22 protein-coding genes are annotated in these 24,313 nt (G+C 33.9%); 13 read left to right on the top strand and 9 right to left on the bottom strand.

Annotated features, from left to right (window positions below; translation table 11 throughout):
* Positions 1 to 73: 73 nt before the first annotated feature.
* Positions 74 to 715, bottom strand: coding sequence for a DUF6266 family protein (locus T1L09_RS06590; protein WP_322550165.1), 642 nt, complete (start codon positions 713 to 715; stop codon positions 74 to 76).
* Between the two features lie 1,064 nt (positions 716 to 1,779).
* The gene (locus T1L09_RS06585; RefSeq protein ID WP_322550164.1) at positions 1,780 to 2,043 is read right to left on the bottom strand and encodes a helix-turn-helix domain-containing protein; all 264 of its coding nucleotides are present in this window, start codon (positions 2,041 to 2,043) and stop codon (positions 1,780 to 1,782) included.
* A 492-nt stretch (positions 2,044 to 2,535) separates the two neighbouring features.
* On the opposite strand from T1L09_RS06585, the gene pheT reads away from it, so the two are divergent.
* The 8 genes from pheT (at position 2,536) to T1L09_RS06545 (ending at position 12,966) form a co-directional block, all read left to right on the top strand.
* Positions 2,536 to 4,965, top strand: coding sequence for a phenylalanine--tRNA ligase subunit beta (gene pheT, locus T1L09_RS06580; protein ID WP_322550163.1), 2,430 nt, complete (start codon positions 2,536 to 2,538; stop codon positions 4,963 to 4,965).
* Positions 4,966 to 5,091: 126 nt separating this feature from the next.
* Positions 5,092 to 5,850, top strand: a complete 759-nt coding sequence (locus T1L09_RS06575) for a Rossmann-like and DUF2520 domain-containing protein (protein WP_322550244.1) — start codon at positions 5,092 to 5,094, stop codon at positions 5,848 to 5,850.
* On the top strand, positions 5,834 to 6,364 hold the full coding sequence (locus T1L09_RS06570; RefSeq protein ID WP_322550162.1) for a KdsC family phosphatase: 531 nt from the start codon (positions 5,834 to 5,836) through the stop codon (positions 6,362 to 6,364). The genes T1L09_RS06575 and T1L09_RS06570 overlap by 17 nt, the downstream gene beginning before the upstream one ends.
* A gap of 142 nt (positions 6,365 to 6,506) precedes the next feature.
* Positions 6,507 to 7,424 (top strand): geranylgeranylglycerol-phosphate geranylgeranyltransferase, encoded by a 918-nt coding sequence (locus tag T1L09_RS06565; protein WP_322550161.1) that lies wholly within the window; start codon positions 6,507 to 6,509, stop codon positions 7,422 to 7,424.
* Positions 7,417 to 8,001: a Maf-like protein gene (locus tag T1L09_RS06560; protein WP_322550160.1), complete on the top strand. Its 585-nt coding sequence runs from the start codon at positions 7,417 to 7,419 to the stop codon at positions 7,999 to 8,001. Before T1L09_RS06565 ends, T1L09_RS06560 begins: the two co-directional genes overlap by 8 nt.
* Positions 7,994 to 8,530: a mechanosensitive ion channel domain-containing protein gene (locus T1L09_RS06555; RefSeq protein ID WP_322550159.1), complete on the top strand. Its 537-nt coding sequence runs from the start codon at positions 7,994 to 7,996 to the stop codon at positions 8,528 to 8,530. The genes T1L09_RS06560 and T1L09_RS06555 overlap by 8 nt, the downstream gene beginning before the upstream one ends.
* Before the next feature lie 84 nt (positions 8,531 to 8,614).
* Entirely contained in the window at positions 8,615 to 11,062 is a 2,448-nt protein-coding gene (locus T1L09_RS06550; RefSeq protein ID WP_322550158.1) for a PIG-L family deacetylase, read from the top strand.
* A 218-nt stretch (positions 11,063 to 11,280) separates the two neighbouring features.
* Entirely contained in the window at positions 11,281 to 12,966 is a 1,686-nt protein-coding gene (locus T1L09_RS06545; RefSeq protein WP_322550157.1) for a sodium:solute symporter family protein, read from the top strand.
* Between the two features lie 295 nt (positions 12,967 to 13,261).
* Here the strand turns inward: T1L09_RS06545 and T1L09_RS06540 are convergent, their stop codons facing one another.
* Positions 13,262 to 14,113: a DUF2911 domain-containing protein gene (locus T1L09_RS06540; RefSeq protein ID WP_322550156.1), complete on the bottom strand. Its 852-nt coding sequence runs from the start codon at positions 14,111 to 14,113 to the stop codon at positions 13,262 to 13,264.
* 140 nt (positions 14,114 to 14,253) lie between these two features.
* On the opposite strand from T1L09_RS06540, the gene T1L09_RS06535 reads away from it, so the two are divergent.
* The 5 genes from T1L09_RS06535 to T1L09_RS06515 all read left to right on the top strand — a co-directional run bounded on the left by T1L09_RS06535 (position 14,254) and on the right by T1L09_RS06515 (position 18,716).
* Positions 14,254 to 14,721, top strand: a complete 468-nt coding sequence (locus T1L09_RS06535) for an SRPBCC family protein (protein ID WP_322550155.1) — start codon at positions 14,254 to 14,256, stop codon at positions 14,719 to 14,721.
* Between the two features lie 5 nt (positions 14,722 to 14,726).
* A complete protein-coding gene (gene uraH, locus T1L09_RS06530; RefSeq protein WP_322550154.1) occupies positions 14,727 to 15,122 on the top strand; it encodes a hydroxyisourate hydrolase in 396 nt (131 codons plus the stop codon).
* A 1-nt stretch (position 15,123) separates the two neighbouring features.
* A complete protein-coding gene (locus tag T1L09_RS06525) occupies positions 15,124 to 15,819 on the top strand; it encodes an SDR family NAD(P)-dependent oxidoreductase (protein ID WP_322550153.1) in 696 nt (231 codons plus the stop codon).
* Positions 15,820 to 15,932: 113 nt separating this feature from the next.
* Entirely contained in the window at positions 15,933 to 17,219 is a 1,287-nt protein-coding gene (locus T1L09_RS06520; RefSeq protein ID WP_322550152.1) for a cryptochrome/photolyase family protein, read from the top strand.
* Positions 17,220 to 17,255: 36 nt separating this feature from the next.
* On the top strand, positions 17,256 to 18,716 hold the full coding sequence (locus T1L09_RS06515; protein WP_322550151.1) for a cryptochrome/deoxyribodipyrimidine photo-lyase family protein: 1,461 nt from the start codon (positions 17,256 to 17,258) through the stop codon (positions 18,714 to 18,716).
* Here the strand turns inward: T1L09_RS06515 and T1L09_RS06510 are convergent.
* From T1L09_RS06510 to pyrR, 6 genes are all read right to left on the bottom strand, one after another.
* Entirely contained in the window at positions 18,713 to 19,369 is a 657-nt protein-coding gene (locus T1L09_RS06510; protein WP_322550150.1) for an HAD family hydrolase, read from the bottom strand. The two genes, T1L09_RS06515 and T1L09_RS06510, sit on opposite strands and share 4 nt — an antisense overlap.
* A 115-nt stretch (positions 19,370 to 19,484) precedes the next feature.
* On the bottom strand, positions 19,485 to 20,390 hold the full coding sequence (locus T1L09_RS06505) for a ribonuclease Z (protein WP_322550149.1): 906 nt from the start codon (positions 20,388 to 20,390) through the stop codon (positions 19,485 to 19,487).
* A gap of 260 nt (positions 20,391 to 20,650) precedes the next feature.
* Positions 20,651 to 22,039 (bottom strand): NAD(P)/FAD-dependent oxidoreductase, encoded by a 1,389-nt coding sequence (locus T1L09_RS06500; RefSeq protein WP_322550148.1) that lies wholly within the window; start codon positions 22,037 to 22,039, stop codon positions 20,651 to 20,653.
* A gap of 354 nt (positions 22,040 to 22,393) precedes the next feature.
* A complete protein-coding gene (locus T1L09_RS06495; RefSeq protein WP_322550147.1) occupies positions 22,394 to 22,726 on the bottom strand; it encodes an STAS domain-containing protein in 333 nt (110 codons plus the stop codon).
* Positions 22,727 to 22,765: 39 nt separating this feature from the next.
* The gene (locus T1L09_RS06490; RefSeq protein ID WP_322550146.1) at positions 22,766 to 23,695 is read right to left on the bottom strand and encodes an aspartate carbamoyltransferase catalytic subunit; all 930 of its coding nucleotides are present in this window, start codon (positions 23,693 to 23,695) and stop codon (positions 22,766 to 22,768) included.
* Between the two features lie 69 nt (positions 23,696 to 23,764).
* The gene (gene pyrR, locus T1L09_RS06485) at positions 23,765 to 24,304 is read right to left on the bottom strand and encodes a bifunctional pyr operon transcriptional regulator/uracil phosphoribosyltransferase PyrR (RefSeq protein WP_322550145.1); all 540 of its coding nucleotides are present in this window, start codon (positions 24,302 to 24,304) and stop codon (positions 23,765 to 23,767) included.
* Positions 24,305 to 24,313 lie beyond the last annotated feature (9 nt).

The following is a 24,313-nucleotide window of genomic DNA, read 5'->3' as shown; positions in this document are numbered from 1 at the left end:
TAATAAAAAAACGCACTACCAGTACTGGCAATGCGTTTTTGTCCCTTACTTTGAACACTAATTAAAAGTAAGTTTAAATCACAGTAGTTGTCCCTAAATAGGTACTTGTGGCAAAACGTTTGTCATCGACTGCAGCAAACAAAGCCCAAACATGCACGGCTAAACCCGTTAGATAATCGGGCAAGGCCAAAGCAGCTGCTTCCGCATCGCGCGAGCCTGCATTTAAACTGTAAACCGTTGTTTTGCTAGTAGGCTCATAAACTACTACAACTAATTTATCGGTGGCTTCGGCTTCCCCTTGTGCACTGTTGTCTGTCCACTCAAAATCTAAAATACCGCCCGAAACGGCGCTAACGCTTCCCGCATTTATACCTAGCAAATCACCTCTACTTACCAGCACTTTGGTAAAATTCCATTCAAAATCAGGGTCGTTATAAAGCAAAGCTTCCTTCAATAAATAAGACATAAGCTGATTTCTTCGGGTTTTTAGACCGCCATCCGAACCATAATACCGCTTAATAACCGGCTGTAAACCGTTTAAAAGTTCGGATACCATCCCAAACTTTTGCCGTTGTTGCATTTGAATGGCACTAGCCCTACGTTTGCTTTTTTTAGGTAAACTACGCATTACGTCTTTACCGCGCCAATTTGCCCCTACTACCGGGCCTACTTTTCCTGAAAATGCTCCAAGAATTCCTTTACTGTACGTTCCCATACCTCTTAAAATTTTAAAATTATTACTTATTTATTTTGTTCGCCGATGCATGCCTTCTTTGAACAATACAAAACTAGTACAGCCACCAGATTAAAACAAGTATTTAAAATCTAGTAAATTGATTTACAGTGTTTTGAAACACAATAACAGCTTTTGAATGATATGGGTTGGAACTGCAAGCAATAGCCCAAAGAAGAAAGGTTTTGACCGACTTTGAATGGTTTCGACCGCTTTTGATAGGAAAGGACTAGTTGAGTAGCACTTTATAGGTGATTTCTTCGTAACATGTTCGTAGTTTGTTCGCAACAGCTTCGCAAAAAGGCGGTTTTTGCGAAGAAAGTACGAGGAAAGTAAGCGGAAGCCCCCTAGCCTCCATTGCGGAAAGCCCCCTAGCCCCCAAAGGGGAACTGTATTGGAGAATTAGAAGATAGAAAAGGTTTGTGTGAGATCCTTGCGGGATGACAAGGTTGCGGAAAGCCCCCTAGCCCCCAAAGGGGGAAATGTATTGGAGAATTAGATGGTGGAAAAGGTTTGTGTGGAATCCTTACAGGATGACAAGGTTGCGGAAAGCCCCCTAGCCCCCAAAGGGGGAACTGTATTGGAGAATTAGATGGTAGAAAAGGTTTGTGTGGAATCCTTGCGGGATGACAAGGTTGTAGGACAGCCCCCTAACCCCCAAAGGGGGAAATCTATTGGAGAATTAGATGGTGGAAAAGGTTTGCGGAGAAAAACAAGTATTGAAAACTATCAAAAAACTGAACACTGAACACTGAAAGCGGAAGCTTTTTGTGTGAGATCCTTACAGGATGACAAGATTGTGGGGCAGCCCGTAACACCCAAAGGGGAAAATGTATTGGAGAATTAGAAGGTAGAAAAGGTTTGCGGAGAAAAAAAGTATTGAAAACTATCAAAAAACTGAACACTGAATACTGAACACTGAAAGCGGAAGCTGTTTGTGCGAGATCCTTACAGGATGACAAGATTGTGGGGAGAAAAGGTTTGCGAAGAAAAACTAGTATTAAAAACTATCAAAAACCATAAACTGAAAACTAATCACTAAAAACTCACAAAAGCTCCTTATTCTCCATCTTAGCCATTAACGACTTGGTAAAAAAACTTTCGGGATATAAAAAGCGACCACCTAGTTTTGAAAAAGGTATTTTCTTTTTAACACGATAGCGGTAAAGTGTGGTATCACTGATATTAAAACGCTGCTTCACTGTAGCGGCATCAAGCCATTTAATGCGGCTTTCATTCTCTTTTAAAAGGGCAATAGTACTGTTTTGTAGTGCTATTTGCTGTCTTAATTGTTCTACTTCTGTTTCCATGGCTGATACGGCTTCTTAGGTTAAAAATTTAAAAGGAATCACCTTACTTAAAATAAAATTTACAATTCTTTATTTACAAGTTGCTGCTGCATTCCGTACTAAAAGTATTGCTTTTTATTTTTACAAAGTTTAGCATTTAAACTCAGAAATGAAAGCCAAACTTATTCACAATTCAGCATAGTTTTTAACATCTTGGTAATTTGTGTGAAGCTTAATAAAGTAGCTGTAAAGTGCTTATAAAAAAGACTTTAAAGCAACTCAACCTTACTACTTATTACACTTAAAAAATCCAATTATAATTAGAATAACTAATGATAACAAAAGGATTTTATATAGGATAATTGCGTGCGAAAAAAAACCTAGAAAAACGTGAAGGGTTTACTAATCAATAAATGCTATTTTAAGTGTTTTATATCCCTGTTGAAAAAGTGAATTTTAGCTTTTAATCTCCTAAACTTTAAACTATATTTGCAGTCTTAAAATTCGATTCAAATGCGTATATCATACAATTGGTTAAAACAATTTATTAAAACTGATCTAAAATCTGAAGAAATTTCTGAAATCCTAACTGATTTAGGTTTGGAAGTTGAAGGTGTAGACCGATTTGAAAGTTTAAAAGGTGGTTTAGAAGGTGTGGTTATTGGTCACGTTTTAACGTGCGAAAAACATCCGGATGCCGATAAATTAAAAATCACAACTGTTGATTTGGGCGATGGAAATCCACCCGTTCAAATTGTTTGTGGGGCTCCAAATGTAGCTGCTGGTCAAAAAGTGCCTGTAGCAACAATTGGAACTAAACTATATGATAAAGAAGGAGTTGGTTTCGAAATTAAGAAAGGAAAAATTCGTGGTCAAGAAAGTCACGGAATGATTTGTGCTGAAGATGAATTGGGAATTGGCGAAGGTCACGATGGAATTATGATGCTATCGGAAGATTTATTACCAGGAACTAAAGCATCTAAAGTATTTGATATTGAAACAGATGAAGTTTTCGAAATTGGTTTAACACCAAACCGTGCTGATGCTATGTCGCATATGGGCGTAGCGAGAGACTTAAAAGCGGGATTATCTCAAAAAGGAACACACCTGGAATTGATGACGCCTTCCGTGAGTAAATTCAAAGTAGAAAAGCGTACCTTAAAAATGGACGTTAAGGTAGAAAACGACAAATTAGCACCAAGATATTGTGGACTAACTATTTCTGGATTAACGGTGAAACCATCGCCAAGTTGGTTGCAAAACAGATTAAAATCGATTGGTTTAACACCAAAAAACAATATTGTTGATGCTACTAATTACGTTTTACACGAATTAGGACAACCTTTGCACGCTTTTGATGCTTCTCAAATTAGAGGCAATAAAGTAATTGTGAAAACAATGCCCGCAGGTACAAAATTCATCACCTTAGATGATGTAGAACGCACTTTACACGAAGAAGATTTACTGATTTGTGACGAAGTAGGTCCAATGTGTATTGCAGGAGTTTTTGGCGGAAAGTCATCAGGTGTTACTGAACGTACACGTGAAATATTTTTAGAGAGTGCTTATTTTAATCCGGTTTCAATTCGAAAATCGGCTAAAAGACACGGCTTAAATACCGATGCTTCATTCCGTTTTGAAAGAGGAATTGATCCAACAATTACAGAATATGCGTTGAAACGTGCGGCTTTGTTAATTCAGGAAGTGGCAGGTGGAGAAATCACATCAGACATCATAGATATTTATCCGAAAAAGATAGAAGACTTTAGTGTTTTCATTCATTTTGATAAAGTAAATAAAATTATTGGTGAAGAAATTAAGCCAGAAACCATCAAGAAAATATTAGCTTCTTTAGATATTAAAGTAAATAATATTACAGAAACTGGTTTAGGTTTGAGCATTCCTTGCTATAGAGTAGATGTTACCCGTGAAATTGATGTCGTAGAAGAAATTCTTCGTGTTTATGGCTATAATAATATCGCAATTCCTTCGAAGTTAAACGCTACAATTTCAAATTCAGTTAGAACAGCAGAACACAATGTTCAAAATGTAATTGCTGACCAATTGTGTTCGTTAGGTTTTAACGAAATGATGGCGAATTCATTAACTACGCCCGATTATATTAAACTTTCAGAGCAACTGAAAGAAGAGCATAATGTATTGATGTTAAATCAGTTGAGTACTGAATTATCAGCAATGCGTCAATCGTTATTGTTCTCCGCTTTGGAAGCCGTTTCTTTTAATAGCAATAGAAAAAGAAGTGATTTAAAGTTCTTTGAATTTGGAAAAACGTATCATAGTATTGCAGGATCTTATGAAGAAAACAAACACTTAACGTTAACCGTAACTGGAAATAGAAACAACGAAAGCTGGTTGAAAGCACAAGAAAAATCTGACTTCTTTTTATTTAAAGGTTATGTGATGGCGGTTTTGAGTCGTGTTGGAGTAGATAAAAAACTAACCACTTTGCCTTTCGAAAACGACGTTTTTGCCGAAGGTTTAGCTTTAGCAATTGGAAAAGAAGTAATCGTAGAATTTGGAACGGTAAAAAAATCGATTGTCAAACATTTCGACATCAAGCAAGAGGTATTTTATGCTGATTTCAATTGGGGTAAGATTCAAAAATACATTTCGAACAAAATTAAATTTACAGCGATTCCAAAATATCCGGAAGTAAAACGTGATTTTGCTTTGTTAGTAGATGAAAACGTTCAATTTGAACAAATCTTCAACATCGCCAAACAAACGGAGAAAAGCTTGCTAAAAGACATCAATTTATTCGATGTGTATCAAGGTAATAAGCTACCAGAAGGTAAAAAATCTTATGCTGTAAGTTTCATTTTACAAGACGATACAAAAACATTGACGGATACTCAAATTGATAAAATTATGAGCAAATTGCAAAATAATTTTGAAAGTCAGTTGGGAGCGAGTTTGAGATAGTGTTCAGTGTTCAGTGTTCAGTGTTCAGTGTTCAGTGTTCAGTAATTTAAAATATAAAAACTCCTAATTCAAATGAATTGGGAGTTTTTTAGTATAAATAAATTCAAAATTCACTATTTTAGCGAAATGATTAAAGTTGTTATAATTGGTTCAGGAAATGTGGCCCAACACTTAATAAAAGCGTTGGCAGCTTCAAAGGAAATTGAATTAGTTCAGGCTTTTGCAAGAACGCCAAGTCATTTGACTCATTTACTTCCACAAGATAAAATCACATCGGATTATCAAAAAATTGTCGAAGCTGATTTATATATTATTTCGGTTTCAGATAATGCTATAGCTGAAGTTTCTGAACATTTGCCTTTTGAAAATCGCTTGGTAGTTCATACTTCGGGTTCATCAGATATTACGATTTTATCCGATAAAAATAGAAAAGGCGTATTTTATCCTTTGCAAACTTTTTCCAAAAACAAAGAAGTTGACTTCACTCCTATTCCGATGTGTTTGGAGGCAGAAAATAAAAAAGATTACCAACTCTTAGAACAAGTAGCTAAAACGCTGTGTAAAAAAGTATTTGCTATTAGTTCGGAGCAACGCAGAAGTTTGCACGTTTCGGCAGTTTTTGTGTGTAATTTTGTAAATCATTTGTATCAAATCGGAAATCAAATTTGTGAAGAAAACAATATTCCTTTTGAAGTGTTGCATCCCTTAATTCAGGAAACAGCCCAAAAAATAAAGGAACTTTCGCCTTCCGAAGCACAAACGGGTCCGGCCTTGCGAAATGATACTAAAACGATTGAAAAGCATTTGGCCTTTTTAGAAAATGACCATTATAAAAAAATATACGAATTACTAACGCAATCGATTCAAAATGTCAAAAAGTTATAAGGAATTAATGAACAACATCACCACTTTTGTGCTTGATGTTGATGGTGTACTTACTGATGGAACTATTCACGTATCGCCAACTGGTGAAATGCTTCGAAATATGAACATTCGCGATGGTTATGCTATGAAAGCGGCTCTTGAAAATGGGTATACGGTTTGTATTATTTCGGGCGGAAGTAATGAAGGAGTTCGCGTGCGTTTGAGAAATTTAGGCATTACCGATATTTATTTAGGTGTTCCAGACAAAGTTGAAACTTTTAAAGAATTTACGGATATTTACAACATCAACCCCGAAAATGTATTGTATATGGGCGATGATATTCCGGATTATCACGTGATGCAATTGGTTGGATTACCAACTTGTCCGCAAAATGCAGTTCAGGAAATCAAAGGCCTTTCAAAATATATTTCCCACGTGGATGGTGGAAAAGGTGCCGTTCGCGATGTAATCGAACAAGTAATGAAAGTACAAGGCAAATGGATGGAACATTTTGATGCTTCTGCAAGTGACTAAGTTTTTAGTTCTCAGTTGTCGGTTCTCAGTTTTCACTTAGCTGCTACCGATTGTGAAATATACCTATAAAGTATATTAGCTAGTAACAATCGACTTTAATTACATTATACAATTTACATCAATACAATATACATTTCAAAGAATGAAATATTTAAACCTAATACGCTACCAAAACCTACTACTTCTTGCTTTTATGCAATTGGTATTTCGGTATTTATTCTTAAAACAATCAGCCGTTGACTTGGCGTTGACAGATTTCAACTACATCTTATTAATTATTGCAACTGTAAGTATTGCTGCTGGTGGTTACGTAATTAACAATATTATGGATCAAGAAACCGATGCCATTTCTAAGCCTCAAAATCGTGTAGTGGGCGTTTCTGTTTCGGAAACTGTAGCTTACAATTGGTACATTGGTTTAACCATTTTAGGCGTTGCGATTGGATTTTATTTATCGAATGTAATCTACAAACCAACATTCGCTTCAATGTTTATTTTAGTGGCGACATTATTATATGTTTATGCAACTAATTTAAAACAAATTCCAGTTGTTGGCAATATTATTGTAGCAGCTTTACTTTCCGTAAGTATCGTGATTATTGCGTTTTTCGATATTTTACCAGCAATTGATCAAGACAACAGACTTCGAATGAAAGAAGCGTTTAGTATTTTGATGGATTATGCCATTTTTGCTTTTATCATCAACTTAATTCGTGAAATTGTAAAGGATTTGGAAGATCTTGATGGCGATTATCAAACCGGAATGAACACTTTGCCTATTGCTATCGGAATTCAAAAAACCAAAACAATCGCAGGTATTTTAACCGTAATTGCGGTTTTACTTTTAGCTTATTATTTAAAAACAAGTCTATACGAATTGGATTATACCATTTATTACGCTTTGGTATTTATTATTGGACCTCTAGTTTATTTCGGTGCAAAATTAAGCACTGCAAAAGCTAAAGACGAATTCCATCATTTGAGTATGGTTTTAAAACTGGTGTTATTTTTCGGAATTTTATCTGTTGCCGTAATCGTTTATAATTTACAAAATGCTTAGTACACTATTACAACATAAAAACATCATTTTAGCTTCGGGTTCACCCAGAAGACAGCAGTTTTTCAAAGAAATGGATTTGAATTTTACCATTCAATTGAAAGAAATTGAAGAAATTTATCCCGATCACTTAAAAGCAGAAGAAATTACTGACTTTTTAGCAGTATTAAAAGCAGAAGCCTTCGAAAAAGATTTAAAAGATAACGATATTTTAGTCACTAGCGATACTATTGTTTGGTTAAACGGAGAAGCTTTGGGTAAACCAAAAGATACGGAAAATGCTTTTCAAATGTTACAAAAATTAGCGAATCAAACGCACGAAGTAATTACTTCCGTATGTTTAAAATCGGTTGAAAAAACAGAAGTTTTTCATTGTGTTACCAAAGTTACTTTTAACGCTTTATCGGATGAAGCTATTCTTTATTACATCACGAATTATAATTCACTTGACAAAGCCGGAAGTTACGGAATTCAAGATTGGATTGGCTTAATCGGTATTTCAAAAATTGAAGGGTCGTATACAAATGTAGTAGGATTACCAACCGAAATGCTATTTCAAAAACTAATGAATTATGCTTAAACTAATAGACAATCCGTATTTACAAGAGGAAATTGCGTCCTTAGTTGTGTTATTAATCTATGTTATTTTACGAATTAGTATTACGAAATTAATTTACAAATTTGCTAGTCTAAATCATTCCCTAGATCAACGCACTAAATTAATCGTTAAGTACATACATTTGTTGCTCTTAATTTTAGCACTACTTTCTATTATAATTATTTGGGGTGTAAAAAAAGATCAAATTTTTCTTATACTTTCTTCTATTTTTGCTGTTGTCGGTGTCGCGGCTTTTGCACAGTGGTCCATTTTAAGTAATGTTACGGCCGGAATTATCATTTTCTTTTCCTACCCCTTTAAAATTGGCGATAAAATAAAAGTACACGATAAAGAACATCCTGTTGAAGGGGAAATTTATGATATTAAAGCGTTTTATATGGTTTTAAAATCGGAAGATGGTGAGGTAATTACCTATCCCAACAACCTAATTATGCAAAAAGGAATTTCCGTAATTTATAGAACCAACATCGAAAAGGAGTTTTTTGACTAAATCAATTTATAATTTAATGTTAAAAAGGAAGCAATCAAAACTTCCTTTTTTTTATTTCCCTATTTTTGAAACAAATCCAATGTTATGATTAAAAAAGTTACCTCATTATTACTCTTCTTTATTACAACAATAGCTCTTGCTCAAGCACCACAAAAATTAAATGCTGTGGAAACTTTTGAGCAATTGCAAAAACTGAATTTCTTAGGAAAAGTGTTATATGTAGCTGCTCATCCAGATGATGAGAATACAAAACTTATTACCTATTTCTCAAATCATTATCACGCACAAACAGCTTATTTATCGTTAACGCGTGGCGATGGCGGACAAAATTTAATCGGAACCGAATTAAGAGAAAAACTCGGAGCCATCAGAACACAAGAACTTTTGGCAGCCCGAAGAATTGATGGCGGCGAACAGTTTTTTACGCGTGCGAATGACTTTGGATTTTCAAAAGAACCGAACGAAACTTTTGCTATTTGGAACAAAGATGAAGTAATGGAAGATGTGGTTCAAGTAATCGAAACCTTTCGTCCAGATATAATTGTAAATCGTTTCAGCCACAATACGCCAGGAACTACGCACGGACATCATACGGCATCGGCAATGCTGAGTTTAGAAGCGTTTGATTTAGTAAAACACCAACCAAAACGCGTATTTTTTAATACTTCTTGGTGGTTTTATGGAAGCCAAGAGGCTTTTGATGCAGCCGATAAATCTAAATTATTAGCGATTAATTCCAATGTTTATTATCCGTTAAAGGGAAAAAGTAACAACGAAATTGCCGCATTAAGTAGAAGTCAGCACAAATGTCAAGGTTTTGGAACATTGGGAAGTCGTGGTGGCGAAACGGAATATTTAGAATTATTAAAAGGAGATTTACCAAGCAATACCAATCTTTTTGAAGGAATCGATACCTCTTGGAATCGTGTTCAAGGCGGTGAAGCGATTGGAAAAATATTATATGAAATCGAAAAAAACTTTAATTTCGGGAACCCGTCGGTACACATTCCCAATTTGATCAAAGCGTATGAATTAATTCAGAATTTAGAAGATTCGCATTGGAAAGCCATCAAATCAAAACAAATTATTAAAGTAATTGAAGCCTGTAGTGGTTTGTTTATGGAAGCCGTTGCCGATACCGAAACGACTACAAAAGACAGTAAATTCAACCTGAATATTGAAGTAATTAATAGAAGTCAATCGAACGCAAAATTGATTTCGGTAAACGCTTTAAACCTTAAAAATGAAACTAAAAATACGCCTTTAAAATATAACGAAGGGTTGAATTTCAAATTCAAGGATTTAGTGGTCGGAAATAAAGTAGATTACTCCAATTTATTTTGGTTGAAGCAAAAACAAACCGAAGGAATGTATCAAGTTCCCGACAAATCAATCCGAATTCTTCCGGAAATATCAACTAGTTTTCCAGTCATTTTTACCATTGAAATTGAAGGAAAAATTATTGAATTTGTAAAAAACATCAGCTATAAATTCAACAATCCAGATGATGGGGAAACCTATGTTCCGTTTACCGTTTTGCCAGATGTAACCTCTAAAATTGAACCAGAAGTTATCATATTTAATGGAACACAAGGAAAAGAAATTTCAGTAACTGTAAAAGCTCACCGAGCAAATGTAAACGGAGTTTTATCACTAAATATTCCGGCGGATTGGAAGATAAATCCAAAGGAAATTTCTTTTGAAATTGCCACTAAAAATGAAGAGAAAAAATTCACTTTCACGTTGTATCCAACCAAACATGAAATTGCTACGACTTTAAGTGCAAAAGTAGCAATTGGAAATCAAATATTTGACAATAAATTAATCACAATTCAATATCCACACATTCCAAAGCAGACGATTTTAGTGCCTTCACAATCGAAATTAGTGAAATTAGACATCACAACGAAAGGCAAAAAAATTGGATATTTAATGGGAGCTGGAGATGAAGTAAATAAGAATTTAGAAAACTTAGGCTTTCAGATTACAAATTTAAGTCCGAACGAAATTACAACTGAAAATTTAAAACAATTTGATGCAGTAATCTTGGGAATTAGAGCGTTCAACGTAATTGACGAATTGAAATATAAGAACAAAATTTTATTCAATTATGTAAACGAAGGCGGTAATCTAATTATTCAATACAACACGACTAACAATCTAGTTACCAAAGAACTTGCTCCTTTTGAATTACAACTTTCTAAAGACAGAGTTACCGATGAAAACGCTAAAGTAACTTTCTTAGCACCAACTCATAAAGTATTAAACACGCCGAATAAAATCGCCGAAAAAGATTTTACAGGTTGGGTTCAAGAACAAGGATTATATTATCCAAACCAATGGAGTTCCGAATTTATTCCTATTTTAGCATCGAATGATGAAGGCGAATCTTCTAAAAAAGGAGGATTATTAATCGCAAAATATGGAAAAGGAAATTACATTTACACCGGTTTAAGTTTCTTTAGAGAATTGCCGGAAGGCGTAAGTGGTGCTTACAGATTATTAGCCAATATGATTGCATTAGATAAATAATAATTGAAATCAAAAACAATTTTTATTTGAAACACAGAAATGAAAAATTAAAGAAATTACAAAAATTTATAACCTAGTTTTTTTGTAATTAAACTTGAAATTAAAATAGAAAATGGACGAACAAAAACACAAATGGAAAAAAAGTTATAGCATCGTTTTATTACTGAATGCTATCTACATTTTGATTTTTTATCTAATAATGGAAATTTACAACTAATATGGAGATTTTAGATTGGATTGTATTATCCACTACCCTATTTTTTATCGTAATTTATGGTGCGTTGAAAACAAAAGGAAGTGCCAACGTTAAAGATTATTTGCTTGATAACAACGAAACGCCGTGGTTTACTGTTGGAGTTTCCGTAATGGCAACTCAAGCAAGTGCTATTACCTTTTTATCTACACCTGGACAAGCTTATCACGATGGAATGGGATTTGTGCAGTTTTATTTTGGACTTCCGTTAGCAATGATTGTTATTGCTTACACGTTCATTCCGATATATCACAAATTAAAAGTATTTACGGCTTACGAATATTTAGAACAACGTTTTAACGTTCAAACCCGAACTTTAGCCGCTATATTATTCTTAATCCAACGTGGTTTAGGAACAGGAATCACGATTTATGCTCCTTCCATTATTTTATCAGCGTTGTTAGGATGGAATTTGACAATGTTGAATATTATCATTGGAACTTTGGTTATTGTTTACACCGTAACTGGAGGAACCAAAGCGGTAAATATGACCCAAAAACAACAAATGTTCATCATTATGTTGGGAATGTTTTCTACCTTCTTTATAATACTATCCAACTTACCGCCCGAAGTAGATTTTTCAAATGTACTTCATATCGCTGGTGCGAATGGTAAAATGGACATTCTAGATTTCTCTTACAATCCGGAAACACGTTACACATTTTGGAGTGGAATTACGGGAGGTTTCTTCTTGATGTTATCCTATTTTGGAACCGATCAGTCACAAGTTGGGCGTTATTTATCAGGAAAATCGGTAAAAGAAAGTCAAATGGGATTGATTATGAATGGTATTTTAAAAGTACCAATGCAATTTTTCATCCTTTTAACTGGTGTATTGGTTTTCGTTTTCTTCCAATTTAATAATGCTCCATTACATTTTAATCCAACAAACGTTGAAAAAGTAAAAGCATCCGAACAAAAAGAGAATTACGAAAAGTTAGAATATAAATTAGAACAGATTAATACCGATAAAAAAATTGTCAATCAAATTTATATTGAGCAGTTAAAACACAATGAATATGATAATCCCATTTTGAAAAAACAAATGGTGGCACTTTCATTGAAAGAAAAAGATTTAAGAGAAGAAGCTAAAGAAGTTATAGCTCAAGCGGATAAAAATACCGAAACCAATGATAAAGACTATGTGTTTTTGTATTTTATTATGCATTACTTACCAAAAGGGATTTTAGGTTTACTTTTAGCCGTAATTTTCAGTGCTGCGATGTCATCAAGTGCTTCCGGATTAAACTCCTTAGCTGCCACAACTGCAATTGATATTTATAAACGAAATGTCGGCGAAAAAAGCGACAAACATTATGTTTATGCTACACAATATTTCACTTTATTCTGGGGAATTATAGCCATCGGATTCGCTTGTGTGAGTTCGTTGTTTGAAAATTTAATTCAGCTCGTAAACATCATTGGTTCTGTATTTTATGGAACAGTTTTAGGTATTTTCTTAATTGGTTTTTATATCAATTACATCAAAGGAAAAGCCGTGTTTATTGGTGCTTGCATCAGTCAATTAACGATATTCTACATCTTTTACTTAGATATTGTAAGCTATTTGTGGCTCAACTTTATTGGTGCACTTTTAACCATTACTTTATCTTTAGTATTACAAAAGTTTTTCAACAAATCAAATTCATAAAAAAGTCCCGATATATTTCGGGACTTTTTAGTTATTAGTATAACGTAAGAATGATTTAGACATTCTTTGAAGCTATGTATTACTATTAGTAATAAAGAAACGTACTTTTCAAATTGTTTTTTAGGAGTTGATTATATTGCTTTGCTTATCTACAAAAAGTTATTTAATTAAATTGAATCGTAATTCTTTATATTTACTAATAAGGCAAAGCATTGAAAATGTTTTAAGCAAATATACACCATAAAAAAAGTCTCGATACTTATCGAGACTTTTAATTTAAAATATTTTCTAAAGATTATTTAGACCACTCAGCAATGCTGTCTTTGTTCATTTTTTCATAATCTCCATTACCAGCTTTAGTAGCAAGTGCTAAAGATTCTTTTGCTGTTGCAATAGCTCCTTTTTTATCTCCATTTTTAGCTTGAATTAAAGATTTTAATCTCAAGTACCAGAAGGGTGCGTCTTTATCTTTTGGAGTAGCCTCAACTGCTTTGTTAACCCAAGCTAATGCTTTTGCCATATCACCATTAGTTTGGTAGAAATATTGAGCTGCTGCAAAATAATCTGCTGCTGCTGGTCCTGCTAATGCTTTTTCAATACTAGCCATTGCCGCTTGTTGTGTAGGAACTTCAAAAGGAATTGAAACCATTGTTCTTTCCCAAGAAATTTCTAAAACACCCGTGTCATTAGATAAATTGTTTAAAAAAATACTGAAAGATTCTACAGGTTTGTTTAAAGTTTCTGGTTTTACAGAAGTTTTTAACGCTACTTTACTTTCGTCCCAAGTTTCTGGTAAACCCCAATTGTTTGAATCTGTATAAAAAATTATATCCCAGCTATCCGCTTTCGGAGTAGTGAATAAAGCATATTTCCCTTTTTTAAGTTGCTTTCCACCAATTTTCACATCTTCGCTAAAAGAAATTGTAGTATTTCCGTTTGCTCCAGTTCTCCAGTTTTTTCCAAAAGGAACTAAATCTCCATACACTGTTCTTCCTTTTGCACTTGGTCTTGAATACTCAATCTTAACATCTGTTAATCCAACCACTTGCTCAATTTTAGTCATTGGACTTGATTGAGGCGTTTTTACTTGTGCTTCCACAACGAAATTAGCTAAAAACACAGCTAACACCACGATAATTTTTTTCATAGTTTTAAATTTTTATTAGAGTTTCAAAATTACAAATACTTCTGAAACCAAATGTTAATTTAAACTTAAATGAAGTAATTTTGTTTAATTTATATGCAATAAGTTTAAACAAAGTTGTAAATTTACAAAAAAATATTAGAATGAAGATTTACACAATGCATACCAAACAGAAGTTACCCATTACATTAGAGCAAGCTTGGGCATTACTTTCTGATCCAAAAAATCTTAAGTTAATTACACCCGAATATATGGGATTCAATATTTTATCAGGTGCCGATAGACCGATGTATGCCGGACAAATTATCCAATATATAGTAACGCCTATTTTAGGAATAAAAACGAAATGGGTAACTGAGATCACTCACGTTGTAGATAAATCGTATTTTGTAGATGAGCAGCGATTTGGTCCTTATGCTCTTTGGCATCACAAACATTTTATCAAAGAGATTCCTGGCGGCGTTGAAATGGAAGATATTGTAGATTATAAAGTTCCTATGGGGATTTTAGGTCAGTTAGTTCATCCATTTTTAGTAAAACCAAAGTTGAATGAAATATTTGAATACAGAAAAAAAAAATTAATTGAATTATACGGAGAATTTAAAGGATAAAAATTATGAAAAAGTTAGCAGTATTATTGTTTCTACTCGTTAGTACATTGGGTTATACACAAGAAAAATTTCAATTGAGTACACACATTTTGGACATTTCTAAAGGTCAAGGTGCTTCCAACGTATTAGTACAATTGGAAAAATTAGACGGTAAAAAATGGATTGCAATCGACGAAAGTAAAACAGATAGTAACGGAAGAATTAAAGAGTTTTTAAAAATGAAAACTTCAAATGTTGGTGTTTACAAACTTATTTTTATGGTGAAGCCTTATTTTGAAAGCCAAAAATTAGAAAGTTTCTATCCATTTGTAGAAGTGGTTTTTGAAATCAAAGACAACGAACATTACCACGTTCCAATTACGTTGAGTGCAAACGGATATTCTACATATAGAGGAAATTAATATGAAAAACATCTTATTAATCGGAGGTTCTTACGGAATCGGATTAGCAATTGCGAAAGAAATAGAATCAGGAAATAATGTTTTTGTTGCCTCAAGAACGAATGAGAATTTAGAGGACTTAAATGTTACTCATATTCCGTTTGATGCTTTGAACGATACTTTAGATCTTTCCACGTTACCAGCAGTGATTGATGGTTTAGTATATTGTCCGGGAAGTATTAATTTACGTCCGTTTAGAGGATTGAAGCCTGAAGCTTTTGAAAACGATTTACAGATTAATTTTATTAGTTTAGTGAAAGTTATTCAATCGATTTTACCTAATTTAACGGCTTCGGATCAATCGAGTATTGTTTTGTTTAGTTCGGTTGCTGCTTCTATGGGAATGCCTTTCCACACTAGTGTTGCTGCTTCAAAAGGTGCGATTGAAGGGTTTGCTAAAGCATTAGCTGCCGAATATGCTCCAAAAATTAGAGTGAACGTAATTGCACCATCATTAACAGATACGCCATTAGCCGATAAATTCTTAAATAACGAAACCAAGCAAGAAAAATCAGCCGAACGCCATCCGCTGAAACGTTTTGGAAAAGCAGACGATATTGCTGAAATGGCTAGTTTTCTTTTGAGCGATAAAAGCTCTTGGATTTCAGGACAAACTTTCAATGTTGATGGCGGAATGTCGACTTTATTGGTGAATTAGAGGTTTATAAGTTTAGGGTTTATAAGGTTAAAAGGCTTTATGTTTTGTTTTTTTTAAATTGTAATTGAATTTGATTTTTGATAGTGCAATTGAATTTTGATATTGAAATTGATATGAAAATATTTTGGTTTAGACGCGATTTGCGATTGGAAGATAATGTTGGACTTTTTCACGCTTTAAATAGTTCTGAGGAAGTGTTGCCCATCTTCATTTTTGATGATGAAATTCTGTCGCAATTGCCGAAAAACGATGCCCGAGTGGCGTTTATTCATTCCCAATTAGAGAAAATTCAGTTGGAATTACAAAAAATAGGTAAATCTTTAGCGGTTTTTCACGGAAAACCTTTAGAAGTATTTGAAAAATTGCTTTCGGAAAATAAGATTACTTCGGTTTATACGAATCACGATTACGAACCTTATGCACGAAAACGCGATAAGGAAATGAATCAGTTTTTTGTTTCCCAAAAGGTATCGTTTTTAACCAGTAAAGATCAAGTAATTTTTGAAAAAAGTGAAGTCGTAAAAGATGATGGAACGCCTTATGTAGTTTTTACGCCGTTTTCAAAAAAGTGGAAAGAAAACTTCAAAAAGATTATTTTGGTCCCTTATAATTCGGAAGAAAAGCTAGATAAAATAGCACTTCACTCCTATCCTTTTTTAAGTTTAGACGCCATCGGATTTGAAAAATCGGAAATTAACATCACACCTTTTGATGTTTCTGAAGATTTAATTCAGAATTACGAAGCAACTCGAAATTTTCCAGCTTTAAATAAAACGTCGTATTTGGGAATATATCTTCGTTTTGGAGCGGTTTCCATCCGAAAAATGATTAAAAAAGCAATTTCGGAACAAAATGAAACGTTTTGGAACGAATTGATTTGGCGTGAATTTTTTATGCAAATTTTATGGCATTTCCCACATACATATAAATCGAGTTTTCGACCAAAATACGATGCCATTGTTTGGCAAAATAATGAAGAATTGTTTAAAAAATGGTGTGCCGGAAAAACAGGTTATCCCTTTGTAGATGCGGGAATGCGAGAATTAAACGCCACCGGACATATGCACAATCGCGTACGAATGATTGTGGCAAGTTTCCTGTGTAAACATCTACTTATCGATTGGCGTTGGGGCGAAACCTATTTTGCTCAACATTTATTGGATTATGAAATGGCGAGTAATGTTGGAAACTGGCAATGGGCTGCAGGTTCTGGAGTGGATGCTGCTCCGTATTTTCGTATTTTCAATCCAACCGAACAAGTTAAGAAGTTTGATAAAGACTTAAAATACATAAAAAAATGGATTCCTGAATTGGAAACCCAGTATTATCCAAAACCAATTGTAGATCACAAAGAAGCTAGAGAACGCTGTTTAAAAGTGTATAAAGAAGCGGTTGGTTAAGTTATAGTTACCCCAAAATACCTAAAAACTTAGAAGATGAAAATTGTTTGGTTCAAAAGAGATTTGCGTTTGCACGATCACGAAGCCTTGCAAGAAGCCTTATCGACTTCCGGAAAAACGCTATTGTTATATATTTTCGAACCTTCTTTACTAAAAGATTATCATTATAGTCAGCGTCATTTTGATTTCATAAAACAATCTTTAGAAGCACTTCAAAAAGAATTATTACCTTTTCATACCCAAATTCTAATTGTTCAGGGTGAAGCTTTACCAGTTTTTGAAAAACTAACTTCATTAATCAAACTGAAATCGGTTTATTCGCATCAAGAAACTGGAATTAAATTAACTTTTGATCGGGATTTAGCTGTTGCAAAATTTTTAAAGGAAAAAGGAATTATTTGGAACGAATACATCACCAATGGCGTAATTAGAGGCATCAAAAATCGTAAAAATTGGAAAGAAGATTGGTATGATTATATGGATAAAGATTGTTTGCCTTTTGCTCCTACGCCAAGAAGTTTCGTCAAATATATTGAAATTGAGGAATTAGAAAACCATTTTGATATTCCTTCCATTAAAACCATTCACACCCCTAATTTTCAAAAAGGCGGAGTTCCTACAGCGATGCGTTATATGAATTCTTTTTTTGAAGGTCGCGTTCAAAATTACAGCAGTCACATTTCAAAACCCGAATTAGCTCGCAAAGGATGCAGTAGATTATCACCTTATATTGCTTGGGGAAATTTATCCATTCGGCAAGTGTATACGCGAGCTTGGGAAGTGCATCAGCATGGAAAATTCAAGCGTTCCATTTCTAATTTTGCTTCGAGATTGCGTTGGCAAGGTCATTTTATTCAAAAGTTTGAAATGGAAAGTACAATGGAATTTATAGCCGTAAACAAAGGCTATCGCGATCTAAAACAACGTGTTGATGCCAAATATCACAAAGCGTGGATTACCGGAACAACTGGTGTTCCGCTTGTAGATGCTTGTATGCGCTGCTTGAACACAACAGGATATTTGAATTTTAGAATGCGTGCTTTGGTCGTTTCATTTTATACGCATCATTTATTTCAGCCTTGGCAGAATTGTAGTCCACATTTAGCCCAACAATTTTTAGATTTTGAACCTGGAATTCATTATCCGCAAATTCAAATGCAAGCTGGCGTTACTGGAATTAATACGTTACGCGTTTATAATCCGGTGAAAAATTCGTACGAACACGATGCTGATGGGATTTTTATTAAAAAATGGATCCCAGAATTGGCGAATATCCCATCCGAATTTGTCCACGAACCTTGGAAATTAACGCCAATAGAACAACTTTTCTATAATTTCGAAATTGGACGCGATTATCCTTTTCCGATTGTAAATTTAGAAGAAGCTCGCAAGTTTTCAAGTGATTTCTTTTGGTCGATGCGAAAAGATGAAGCTGTGAAAAAAGATGGAAAACGAATTGTTGCCAAACACACTTTTCAAGACGAAAAACGCAATTAATTCAAATCGCGTATTTTTTCAAAGTTCAATTCATTAAAATGTTGCACAATTGTGTTTGCTTGGGATAAATCTTGATCTTTTGAATGAAAACTGTTGTAGCCCACACAGAAAATTCCGGCGGAAACTGAAGCTTGAATTCCGTTTGTACTGTCTTCGATCACAATGCAACGTTCCTTTGGTGCAACAGATAAACTAGCTGCGTGTTCAAAAATGGCAGGATGTGGTTTGGATTTTGGAAAATCTTCACCTGAAACTTTATGCGTAAAATATTGGTGCAAATCAAAACGATTGAAAACACGCTCAATTGTAGTTTTAGAAGCCGAAGAAGCTAAAATTAATTGGACGCCATTTAAGTGTAAATCTTTAATCAAATCTTCCACACCTTCAATTAGAAATAAATTTTCTTTGGTGTCAAAAGCTTCATTAAACAAGTGGCGTTTTCGCAAGATTAAATTTTCAACATCTTCTTGTAAATCAAAATGTTCTTTTAATTTCTGAAAAATATTACGTGTTGAATTACCAGTATAAGACGCGTACATTTCTGGAGTAACATCAATATTTAATTCTTTAAAATGTTCGTGATAAGCATAATGGTGCACTGGTTCTGTGTCTACAATTACGCCATCCATATCAAAAATAACCGTTTGTATCATATTTATTAAAATTTGACTTGTTGTTTTAAAACATATAAGTCCTAGAAGTTAGAGATTTATTTTAAAGTGATTTTAGTAATTTCTTTGATTTATAAAATCTGTGTTGCTTCCTAATTTAAAATTCGAATTCCCGACCATCATCAGCTAATAAAACGTTTTCAAAAACAGTTTCGGCTTCAGTTTTAAAAGGTTCGATGGAGCCATATCTTGTGGAATAATGTCCTAAAATAAGTTGTTTCACATTCGCTAATTTGGCAATTTTTGCAGCTTCTTTTGCCGTACAATGTTTTGTTTTTTCGGTATATTGTTGTTCGGAATCTAAAAATGTGGATTCGTGATACAAAACGTCTACTTCTTTAATTAGTGGCACAATTGATTCGTCGTACATCGTATCACTGCAAAAGGCATAACTTTTAGTGGCATCTGGAGGAAAAGAAAGCAACTCTTTTTCAATAACTTCACCCGAATCTAAAGTAACATTTCCACCTTGTTTAATTTTATCGAAATAACATTTTTCAATTTTATATTTGGCAACTGCTTCAATGTTTAAATGCCGATTCCCAACTTTCTCTTGAAACAAAAAACCATTCGTATATACCCGATGATTCAATGGAATGGTGCTCACAGTTACCTTGTCGTCTTCGTAAATCACTTCACTTTCTTTGGATTCTAATTCGTGAAAATATAGATTATAACCCGTAAAAGATCCGGAAGCTCTTAGTTGCAATAAAATAATTTCTTTAATTCCTTTCGGACCATAAACGTGCAAATCGTTTTCTCTATTCAACAACATAAACGTAGAGATTAACCCGATTAAACCATAAAAATGATCCCCGTGTAAATGCGAAATAAAGATGTGATTAATACGCGAAAATTTGATTTTATGCTTTCGCAATTGCACTTGCGTTCCTTCGCCACAATCGATCAGAAATAAATGATTTTTAATCTCTAACACTTGGGAAGTGGGATTGGTTATGGTTCGTGGTGTTGCGGCATAGCAGCCGAGTATTTGTAGTTTCAAATTTAAAATGTTTCAGGTTTTGAACTGTTTCGTTTGCATCAAAAATTAAAGCACAACTAAGCAGCAAGCAATTACAATTTACAGAAATTTATTCCAATTGCTAAGATAGTATTTCTTACCCTTTAAAAAGGTTAATTTTATTCTAATTTTGTGTTTTCAACAATTAAAATTTAAAACTAAACCCTAAAAAACCCCACAAATCAACTGGGATAAGTGGGGTTTCAAAAACAAACAAGTACTCTTTAAAAAAGTATTTATTATTAAATATTATTCTCTAACACAGCTTCCATTTCTTCGCTAGATTCATCCAGGTATAAATAGCGTTCTTTGCTATCATCTAATTCGTCCATCCATTCGGTATGATGGGTTTCAGCTGTAGTTCCGGTAACAACACTTTGGAAGGTTTTATCGCGATAAGTCAATATGTCTTCGTCTTTATCTTTCAGCCATTCTTTAAACATGACTGCAACTTTATCTACATTAAAATCGGGATAATCAGACAAGCTCAACAAATCTTTGATATATTCCGTTTGAAAATCAACATGATCAAAGCTGTTTTCTAGTTTTTGATTGGCTACCAACCATTTATTCATGTCAGCACGGCGTTCTTCTTTATTGGGTAACCTATAAGTTCCCATCATGTAATCTCTAGCCAACCAAGCTTGCGTATCGAACATATTAAATGTATAATATTGATCTTGCATTCCGAGATACATCATATTAGGCAATTCGTTGAAGAAAATTCCTTTATACACCTGATCCGGATACAAATTATTCTTGGTTTTCATTCGCAATTCGTCTGGAAGGAACGGGAATTTATGTTGATATCCCGTACAAAGAATTACGGCATCATATCGTTTAGAAGTACCATCTTTAAAATAGGCAATATCGTCTTCAAAACGCATCAATAAAGGCACTTCGGAAATTCCTTCGGGCCAGTTTACGCCAATTGCATTACTTCGATAACTCAAAGTAACTGATTTTGCTCCGTGTTTGTGACATTGCACACCGATATCTTCGGCAGAATAGCTGCTTCCAACAATTAAAATATCTTGGTCTTTGTAAGGATCCGCACCTCTAAAATCATGTGCATGCAAAACTTGCCCAGGGAAATGCTCAATTCCTTTAAAATAAGGCATATTTGGCGTAGAGAAGTGTCCGGAAGCAACTACTAAATAGTCAAATTCTTCGGTATAAGTGACGTCGTCTTTTAAGTTATCTAAAACCACTTCAAACTTTTGAGTTTCCTTGTTGAAATTTACCCATCTTACGGTAGTATCAAAGCGAATATAATCTCTTACATTGCCTTTTTTAATACGTCCTTGAATGTAATCAAACAAAACAGGTCTTGGTGGATAAGAGGAAATTGGCTTTTTGAAATGCTCATCAAAAGAATAATCAGAAAATTCCAAACACTCTTTTGGGCCGTTAGACCACAAGTATTTGTACATACTTCCGTGAATTGGCTCGCCATACTTCCCTACTCCTGTTCGCCAAGAATAGTTCCACATGCCTCCCCAATTACTTTGTTTCTCGAAGCAAACCACTTCGGGTACTTCAAATCCTTTTTTCTTAGCGGCTTCAAAAGCTCTTAACTGGGCTAATCCACTGGGACCAGCGCCAATAATTCCGACTCTTTTTTTACTCATTTTTGTGTATATAAAATTAGATTGCACTTGCTAAAAACAAGCACAAATAGTTAGCGCATATTGTATGGCAGAATTTAACTCTTTATCGAGTTAAGGAATTAATTAGAATGCAATTTGAAATTGCTGTAATTCCTGTGAATTGCTAATTTACGAAATTTTTTAGAGATTTACAACTTTTAAAAGCCTTTTAAGCTTTAAAAGGGATTTTTAAGCATCAAAATGAAGGTTTCTTGAATAAAAATGTAAAATTTAAGGAAATCAAAAACTTGTTTTTTGGAAGCAAAAAGAACTAAAAAAAGCTAAAAACACCATCGTATTTTTAGCTTTAATAAAATAATATTTTAGTAGGAATTTTTAAAACCCTAAATCGCGTTCAATTTCGTCCATTTCTATCATGTCGAAAGCTTCTAAAACAGAAGGTACAACGTTTAAATAATCTGGAATTTCATCAATATTTACTTTATCGGTCACAATAATAACTGATTTTTTTGCTTTTGTATGATTTTTTGAAAAATCTTTAAAATGAAGTAAACAAGAACTCGAAACTTCCTTTGCTTGCGAAAGATCTAAAATTAAATTTTGAGTTTGAAATTCGTGGTATTGATTCGTGATTTTTTCAACAAAAGCTTCCACATTATTAAGGGTGTGTTTTAAAACCGTTGTATGACCTTTTTGTTCTACTTTCATAAAAGCTATTTTTAGTAATGAATAAGGCTAATATAGTATTTAATTCTTAATCTTACTCGCTAATAAATAAATAACCGCCATTCGAACAGCTACTCCATTTTCTACCTGATTTAGAATTACTGATTGTCCAGAATCTGCTACATCGGACGTGATTTCTACCCCACGATTAATTGGTCCTGGATGCATCACAACAATCTCTTTATTAAGTGAATCTAATAATTCTTTTGTAACGCCATATTGCTGTGTATATTCTCTTGTTGTAGGAAAATAACTCACATCCAACCGTTCATTCTGTACACGAAGCATATTCGCTACATCACACCATTCCAGCGCTTTACGAAGGTTTGATTCTACAGTTACTCCAAGTGATTCGATATACTTAGGAAGTAGTGTTTTTGGACCACAAACCTTCACTTCGGCTCCTTGCATTTGAAGCGCAAAGATGTTTGACAGCGCAACTCTTGAATGTAAAATATCTCCAACAATAACTACTTTTTTACCACCAACATCGCCTAATTTTTCTCTAATCGTAAAACTATCTAACAAAGCTTGTGTGGGATGTTCGTGAGCTCCATCTCCTGCATTTACAATACTTGCACTTACATTTTGAGATAAAAAATGAGCCGCTCCCGGACTGCTGTGACGCATCACAACCATATCTACTTTCATCGCTAAAATGTTGTTTACGGTATCAATCAGAGTTTCTCCTTTTTTAACCGAAGATTGTGTTGCCGAAAAACTAATCACATCTGCGGAAAGTCGTTTTTGAGCTAATTCGAATGATAATTTGGTTCTTGTACTGTTTTCAAAAAAGATATTTGCAATAGTAACATCACGTAATGAAGGTACTTTTTTGATGGGACGATTGATTACTTCCTTGAACTGATCGGCAGTTTCGAAGATTAATTCGATATCCTTTCTAGTGATGTTTTTTATTCCTATTAAATGATTTACTGATAATTCTTTCATTGTATTTGGATATTCGGTTGTTTCGGACCTTCTGAAAATCTAACTTCTGAAAATCTGAAAATCATATTATTATTTTGTAACTAAATAAACGGCGTCTTCTCCATCTTGTTCTTGCCATTTTACCAAGACTTTTTCGTTGTTGATTACATCGACTTGTCTTCCTCTATAATCAGGTTGAATTGGTAAATGACGGCTAAAACGTCTATCAATTAAGGCTAAAAGCTCCACTTCCGAAGGTCTTCCGAATGATTGAATTGCCGTTAATGCTGCATTAATGCTTCTTCCCGTAAACAAAACATCGTCTATGAAAACTACTTTTTTATTTTCTACTAAGAAATCGATTTGGGTTTTATTGGCTTCCAACGGCTTTTCGCCACGTCTAAAATCATCACGAAAGAACGTAATGTCTAAAAAGCCCAACTGAATGTTCTTAATTTGGTAATCCGATTCTAAAATTTGTTTGATTCTTTCGGCTAAAAACTTACCTCTTGGTTGTAGTCCAATTAGAATAGTATCTGAGAAATCGAGATGATTTTCAATTAGTTGACAAGCTAATCGATGCAAGATAATGTGTACTTCTTTTGAAGTGAGCAAAACTTTTTGACTCATAGTGTGTTA

It is taken from the genome of Flavobacterium psychraquaticum, from assembly GCF_034497725.1.
GTDB lineage: Bacteria > Bacteroidota > Bacteroidia > Flavobacteriales > Flavobacteriaceae > Flavobacterium > Flavobacterium psychraquaticum.
Note: the sequence above shows the minus strand (reverse complement) of the source record. Positions and strands in the feature narration are given on the sequence as shown.